Genomic DNA, 6,048 nt, shown 5'->3' with positions numbered 1-6,048 from the left:
AACGCCGGCATGGCGCGCCCGCAGGCGCCCCGTCCGCAGGGCGGCCCGCGTCCCGGCGGTCCCGGTGCCCCCGGCGCCGGTCCCCGTCCGCAGGCTCCCGGCCAGGGCGGCGGTCCGCGTCCCCAGGCTCCGGGCGGCAACCGCCCGACCCCGGGTGGGATGCCGCGTCCGCAGGGCGGTCCCGGCGGTCCCCGTCCCGGCGGCGGCCCGCGTCCGAACCCCGGCATGATGCCGCAGCGTCCCGCTGCCGGCCCGCGTCCCGGCGGTGGCCCCGGCGGCGGCCGTGGCCCGGCCGGTGCCGGTCGTCCCGGTGGCGGCGGTCGTCCGGGCGGCGGCGGCTTCGCCGGCCGTCCCGGTGGCGGCGGCGGTGCCGGTCGTCCCGGTGGCGGCGGCGGTTTCGCCGGTCGTCCCGGTGGCGGCGGCTTCGGCGGCGGCGGTGGCCGTCCCGGCTTCGGTGGCCGTCCCGGCGGTCCCGGTGGCCGTGGTGGCACGCAGGGCGCCTTCGGCCGTCCCGGCGGTCCCGCGCGTCGCGGTCGCAAGTCGAAGCGGCAGAGGCGCCAGGAGTACGAGGCCATGCAGGCCCCGTCGGTCGGCGGCGTGATGCTGCCTCGCGGCAACGGCGAGACCATTCGCCTGTCGCGCGGTGCGTCGCTCACCGACTTCGCGGAGAAGATCAACGCCAACCCGGCGTCGCTCGTCGCGGTCATGATGAACCTCGGCGAGATGGTCACCGCGACCCAGTCCGTCTCCGACGAGACGCTCCACCTCCTCGCCGGCGAGATGAACTACGACGTTCAGATCGTCAGCCCCGAGGAGGAGGACCGCGAGCTGCTCGAGTCCTTCGACCTGGAGTTCGGCGAGGACGAGGGCTCCGAGGAGGACCTGGTCGTCCGTCCGCCGGTCGTGACCGTCATGGGTCACGTCGACCACGGCAAGACCCGACTGCTCGACGCCATCCGCAAGACGAACGTCATCGCGGGCGAGGCCGGCGGCATCACCCAGCACATCGGTGCCTACCAGGTCGCGACCGAGGTCAACGACGAAGAGCGCAAGATCACCTTCATCGACACCCCGGGTCACGAGGCGTTCACCGCCATGCGTGCCCGTGGTGCCCGGTCGACGGACATCGCGATCCTCGTCGTCGCGGCCAACGACGGCGTCATGCCGCAGACGGTCGAGGCGCTCAACCACGCCAAGGCCGCCGAGGTGCCGATCGTCGTCGCGGTCAACAAGATCGACGTCGAGGGTGCCGACCCGACCAAGGTGCGCGGTCAGCTGACCGAGTACGGCCTGGTGGCCGAGGAGTACGGCGGCGACACCATGTTCGTCGACATCTCCGCCAAGCAGGGTCTGCACATCGACTCCCTGCTGGAGGCCGTGGTCCTCACCGCGGACGCCTCGCTCGACCTGCGGGCCAACCCGAACCAGGACGCGCAGGGCATCTCCATCGAGTCCCGTCTCGACCGCGGCCGCGGTGCCGTGGCGACGGTCCTCGTGCAGCGAGGCACCCTGCGGGTCGGCGACACGATGGTGGTGGGCGACGCCTACGGCCGCGTCCGCGCCATGCTCGACGACAACGGCAACAACGTCGCCGAGGCCGGTCCCTCGACGCCGGTCCAGGTCCTCGGCCTGACCAACGTCCCGGGCGCCGGTGACAACTTCATCGTGGTCGAGGAGGACCGTACGGCCCGCCAGATCGCGGAGAAGCGTGCCGCCCGCGAGCGGAACGCCGCGTTCGCCAAGCGCACGCGCCGCGTCTCCCTGGAGGACCTGGACAAGGTGCTCAAGGCCGGCGAGGTCCAGCAGCTGAACCTGATCATCAAGGGTGACGCTTCCGGTTCGGTCGAGGCCCTCGAGTCCTCGCTGCTCCAGCTGGACGTCGGCGAAGAGGTCGACATCCGCGTCCTGCACCGCGGCGTCGGTGCGGTCACGGAGTCCGACATCGACCTGGCGATGGGCTCCGACGCCATCGTGATCGGCTTCAACGTGCGCGCCGCCGGGCGTGCCGCCCAGATGGCCGAACGCGAGGGTGTGGACGTCCGGTACTACTCGGTCATCTACCAGGCGATCGAGGAGATCGAGGCGGCCCTCAAGGGCATGCTCAAGCCGGAGTACGAGGAGGTCGAGCTCGGCACGGCGGAGATCCGCGAGGTCTTCCGCTCGTCCAAGCTGGGCAACATCGCGGGTGTGCTCATCCGCTCCGGCGAGGTCAAGCGCAACACCAAGGCGCGCCTCCTGCGCGATGGCAAGGTCATCGCGGAGAACCTCAACATCGAGGGTCTGCGTCGCTTCAAGGACGACGTCACCGAGATCCGCGAAGGCTTCGAGGGCGGTATCAACCTCGGAAACTTCAACGACATCAAGGTCGACGACGTCATCGCGACGTACGAGATGCGCGAGAAGCCGCGGGTGTAACACCCCGACTTCTTCAGACGGTGCGGCCCGGGGCCGGTCGGCGGAGAGCAATATCCGTCGATCGGCCCCGGCCGTTCGTTGTACGGTTCTGATGTCCCCGCCCGTGGATGGCGGGGCCATCGATCCCGAACCGGCGGGTGAACCGGTCGTACATGTATGTGGGGACGCTGTCCTTCGACCTTCTCCTCGGCGACGTACATTCGCTGAAGGAGAAGCGCTCACTCGTCCGCCCGATCGTCGCCGAACTCCAGCGGAAGTACGCGGTGAGCGCGGCGGAGGTGGATCACATGAACCTGCACCGCCGGGCCGTCATCGGCCTGGCCATGGTGTCCGGCGACGCCGGGCACCTCGGCGACGTACTCGACCGGTGCGAACGGCTGGTGGCCGGCCGGCCCGAGGTGGAGCTGCTGTCCGTCAGACGGCGCTTCCACGGCGAAGACGACTGACCCACGAAACGCAGAGAAGAAAGAACGGGAGACGGACCAGTGGCCGACAACGCGCGGGCGAAAAGGCTGGCGGACCTCATCCGAGAGGTGGTGGCCCAGAAGCTTCAGCGCGGGATCAAGGACCCGCGGCTCGGCTCGCACGTCACCATCACGGACACCCGGGTCACGGGTGACCTGCGGGAGGCGACCGTCTTCTACACGGTGTACGGGGACGACGAGGAGCGGCAGGCCGCCTCCGCCGGACTGGAGAGCGCCAAGGGCATCCTGCGCTCCGAGGTCGGCAAGGCGGCCGGCGTGAAGTTCACGCCCACCCTGACCTTCGTGATGGACGCCCTCCCGGACACCGCCCGGAACATCGAGGACCTCCTCGACAAGGCGCGCCAGTCCGACGAGAAGGTGCGCGAGGTGTCCGCGGGCGCCGCGTACGCCGGCGAGGCGGACCCGTACAAGAAGCCGGGCGCCGAGGACGACGAGACGGACGACACCGCGGAATGACCGAGAAGCACACCACGCCCGACGGCCTTGTCATCGTCGACAAGCCGTCGGGCTTCACTTCGCACGACGTCGTCGCCAAGATGCGGGGCATCGCCCGCACCCGGCGCGTCGGGCACGCCGGCACGCTCGACCCGATGGCGACGGGCGTCCTGGTCCTCGGCGTGGAGCGGGCCACCAAGCTCCTCGGGCACCTCGCCCTCACCGAGAAGGAGTACCTGGGCACCATCAGGCTCGGGCAGACGACGCTGACGGACGACGCCGAGGGCGAGATCACGAGGTCGCAGGACGCCTCGAAGGTCACCCGGGAGGCGATCGACGCCGGTGTCGCCAAGCTGAGCGGCGCCATCATGCAGGTGCCGTCCAAGGTCAGCGCCATCAAGATCAACGGCGTGCGCTCCTACAAGCGGGCGCGCGAGGGCGAGGAGTTCGAGATCCCCGCCCGTCCCGTCACCGTCTCCTCCTTCGCGGTGTACGACGTCCGGGATGCCGTCGCCGAGGACGGCACCCCGGTGCTGGACCTGGTGGTCTCGGTGGTCTGCTCGTCCGGCACCTACATCCGCGCCCTCGCCCGCGACCTCGGCTCCGACCTCGGTGTGGGCGGGCACCTCACCGCGCTGCGCCGCACCCGGGTGGGCCCGTACAAGCTGGACGCGGCGAAGACGCTGGACCAGCTCCAGCAGGACCTCACCGTCATGCCCGTCGCGGACGCGGCCACCGCCGCCTTCCCGCGCTGGGACGTGGACACCAAGCGGGCCCGGCTGCTCCTGAACGGGGTGCGCCTGGAGATCCCCGACGCCTACGCGGGCGCCGGTGCCGTCGCCGTCTTCGACCCCGAGGGCCGCTTCCTCGCGCTCGTGGAGGAACACAAGGGCAAGGCGAAGAGCCTGGCCGTCTTCGGCTGAGCCGACGGCCCGTCAACTCCCGTCCGTGGAGCGGCGGTCACGAGGACTGCCCTTACCGCCGCTCCACGGTCCCCCTCGGTTCCCCCACCCCCTAGGGTGTATCCAACCCCTTCCTTCTATTCACCCGTCCGGGCAGGCGCTCGGAGTGAACCGGGGGAGCGGAAGGGGGCGCGTTCGCGAGGAGATCTGTCCCGCCGATCTTCACTTGCCTACCGTCGAGCAGAGCACAGGTGTACGGCGGCACGGCGGGGAGGTGCGGCGATGGCGTCGCGGAACCGGTCCCGGGAGGCGGACGGCAGCGCACGGCGGCTGCCGCACAGCGACCTCCCGGCCACGCAGGACGACGCCCTGCCGTCCCCGGACGGCACGGACGGCGCCCTGGTCCGCGTCGACGACCTGGCCGGCCGCCCCCGGGGCACGGGATTCGCCGCCGACCACCACGGCACGGTGATCACCAGCCATGAGGCGGTCGACGGCCTGAGCAGGCTCGTCCTGCGCGCCGCCGGGGACCGCCGCCTGGTCGTGTCCGCCGCGGACGTGACCCCGCTGCCCGGCCTCGGCCTGGCCCTCGTCCGCGCCGAAGGACTCGGCACCGCACCGCTGCCCGTCACCGTCCGGGACCGGATCGAGGCGGGCACCTACGTCCGGATCGCCGCCGGCTGCTGGCGCGAGGCGCGGGTCCTCGGCACCACCGACGTCACCTACACGGCCACCGACCGCTTCCACCACGTCGGCGACGCCCTGGAGCTGGCGCTCGGCACCTCCGGGCGGGACGCGCTGCGGCTCGGCGGCGGCGCGGCCGGCGGACCCGTGCTCGACGTCACCACCGGCGCCGTCCTCGGCGTCCTCGGCACCGCCCTGACCTCCGGGCACCGCGACGTCGGCTTCGCCGTGCCGCTGCGCGCGGCCTCCGGCCCCCTCGCCGACCTGCTCGCCGAGAACGCGGAGACCGTCCCGGCGTACGGCGCCGACCTCAATCTTGCGGGGACCGTCGAGCTCACGGCGACGTCGATGCGGAGGGACGGCGCGGTCGGGCCGGATCCGTCCCGTCCTGCCGAGCCGGTCGGACGGGACGTGCCCGCCCGCGAGCTGGCCGCGTTCGCCGCCCGCACGGGCGGGCCGGCCCATGTCCTCGGGCTCGTCGGCGCACCCGGGTCCGGGCGCACGACCGAACTGGAAGCCCTCGCCGCCCGCCGTTCCCGGGGCCCGGAACGCGCGCCCACGCTGTGGCTGCGCGGCGCCGACCTGTGCGACGACGACACGTCGGTCGCCGACGCGGCACGCAGGACGCTGGCCCGCGCCTCGGGCATCGTGGCCGCCTCGGACCGGCGGTGCCCGTCGGATCTCGGCGACACCACCCCGGAACGCCTCGCCCGCCTCGCCGGCTCCGCCGGCCGCCCTCTGCTGATCGTCCTCGACGGCCCGGAGGAGATGCCGCCGCTCCTGGCCCACCGCCTCGCCGAGTGGACCGAGGGCACGGCGGCGTGGCTGAGGGAGACGGGGGCGCGGCTGGCGGTGGCGTGCCGGGAGGAGTACTGGGAGCGGGCGGGGGCGGAGTTTCCGCGGGAGGTGCTGCACGGGGCGGTGGCGTCCTGGGCGGGGGAGTTGACCTCAGTTACTGCGCGGGGGCTGAGGCGGGGAGACGGCGATGCGGTGCCGGTGGCTCGCCGGGCGCTCGGTGAGGTGGGGGACGCGTTCGAGGCGGGGGCTGGGGGAGCCGTGGAGTTCGAAGGGCGCTTGTCGGGCTTCGGGGCGGAGGTGGTCGTAGGCGGCCGGGGGTGGACGGGGGC

At 72.6% G+C, this 6,048-nt stretch carries 5 protein-coding genes; all 5 read left to right on the top strand.

All coding sequences use genetic code 11. The features are described from left to right. The coding region (gene infB / locus GTW67_RS15735) for a translation initiation factor IF-2 (protein WP_161165448.1) at positions 1 to 2,415 on the top strand (2,415 nt) is incomplete at its 5' end. A gap of 152 nt (positions 2,416 to 2,567) precedes the next feature. Beyond that, entirely contained in the window at positions 2,568 to 2,861 is a 294-nt protein-coding gene (locus GTW67_RS15730) for a DUF503 domain-containing protein (protein ID WP_161165447.1), read from the top strand. A 39-nt stretch (positions 2,862 to 2,900) separates the two neighbouring features. Next, complete coding sequence (rbfA, locus tag GTW67_RS15725; protein ID WP_161165446.1) at positions 2,901 to 3,356, top strand: 30S ribosome-binding factor RbfA; 456 nt, start codon at positions 2,901 to 2,903, stop codon at positions 3,354 to 3,356. Next, on the top strand, positions 3,353 to 4,258 hold the full coding sequence (truB, locus tag GTW67_RS15720) for a tRNA pseudouridine(55) synthase TruB (protein WP_161165445.1): 906 nt from the start codon (positions 3,353 to 3,355) through the stop codon (positions 4,256 to 4,258). Before rbfA ends, truB begins: the two co-directional genes overlap by 4 nt. A 261-nt stretch (positions 4,259 to 4,519) precedes the next feature. Then, positions 4,520 to 6,048, top strand: a 1,529-nt coding sequence (locus GTW67_RS15715) for a trypsin-like peptidase domain-containing protein (protein WP_346010670.1), incomplete at its 3' end; no start/stop codon positions are given.

Source organism: Streptomyces sp. SID5910, from assembly GCF_009862125.1.
In the GTDB taxonomy this organism is placed as follows: domain Bacteria; phylum Actinomycetota; class Actinomycetes; order Streptomycetales; family Streptomycetaceae; genus Streptomyces.
The sequence above is the reverse complement of the archived record's forward strand: the minus strand, read 5'-3'. Positions and strand labels throughout refer to the sequence as shown.

Excerpts from the sequence above, each read along its gene's own strand:
- GTW67_RS15730 (WP_161165447.1), top strand. The coding sequence starts at position 2,568 with ATGTATGTGGGGACGCTGTCCTTCGACCTTCTCCTCGGCGACGTACAT.
- truB (WP_161165445.1), top strand. The coding sequence starts at position 3,353 with ATGACCGAGAAGCACACCACGCCCGACGGCCTTGTCATCGTCGACAAG.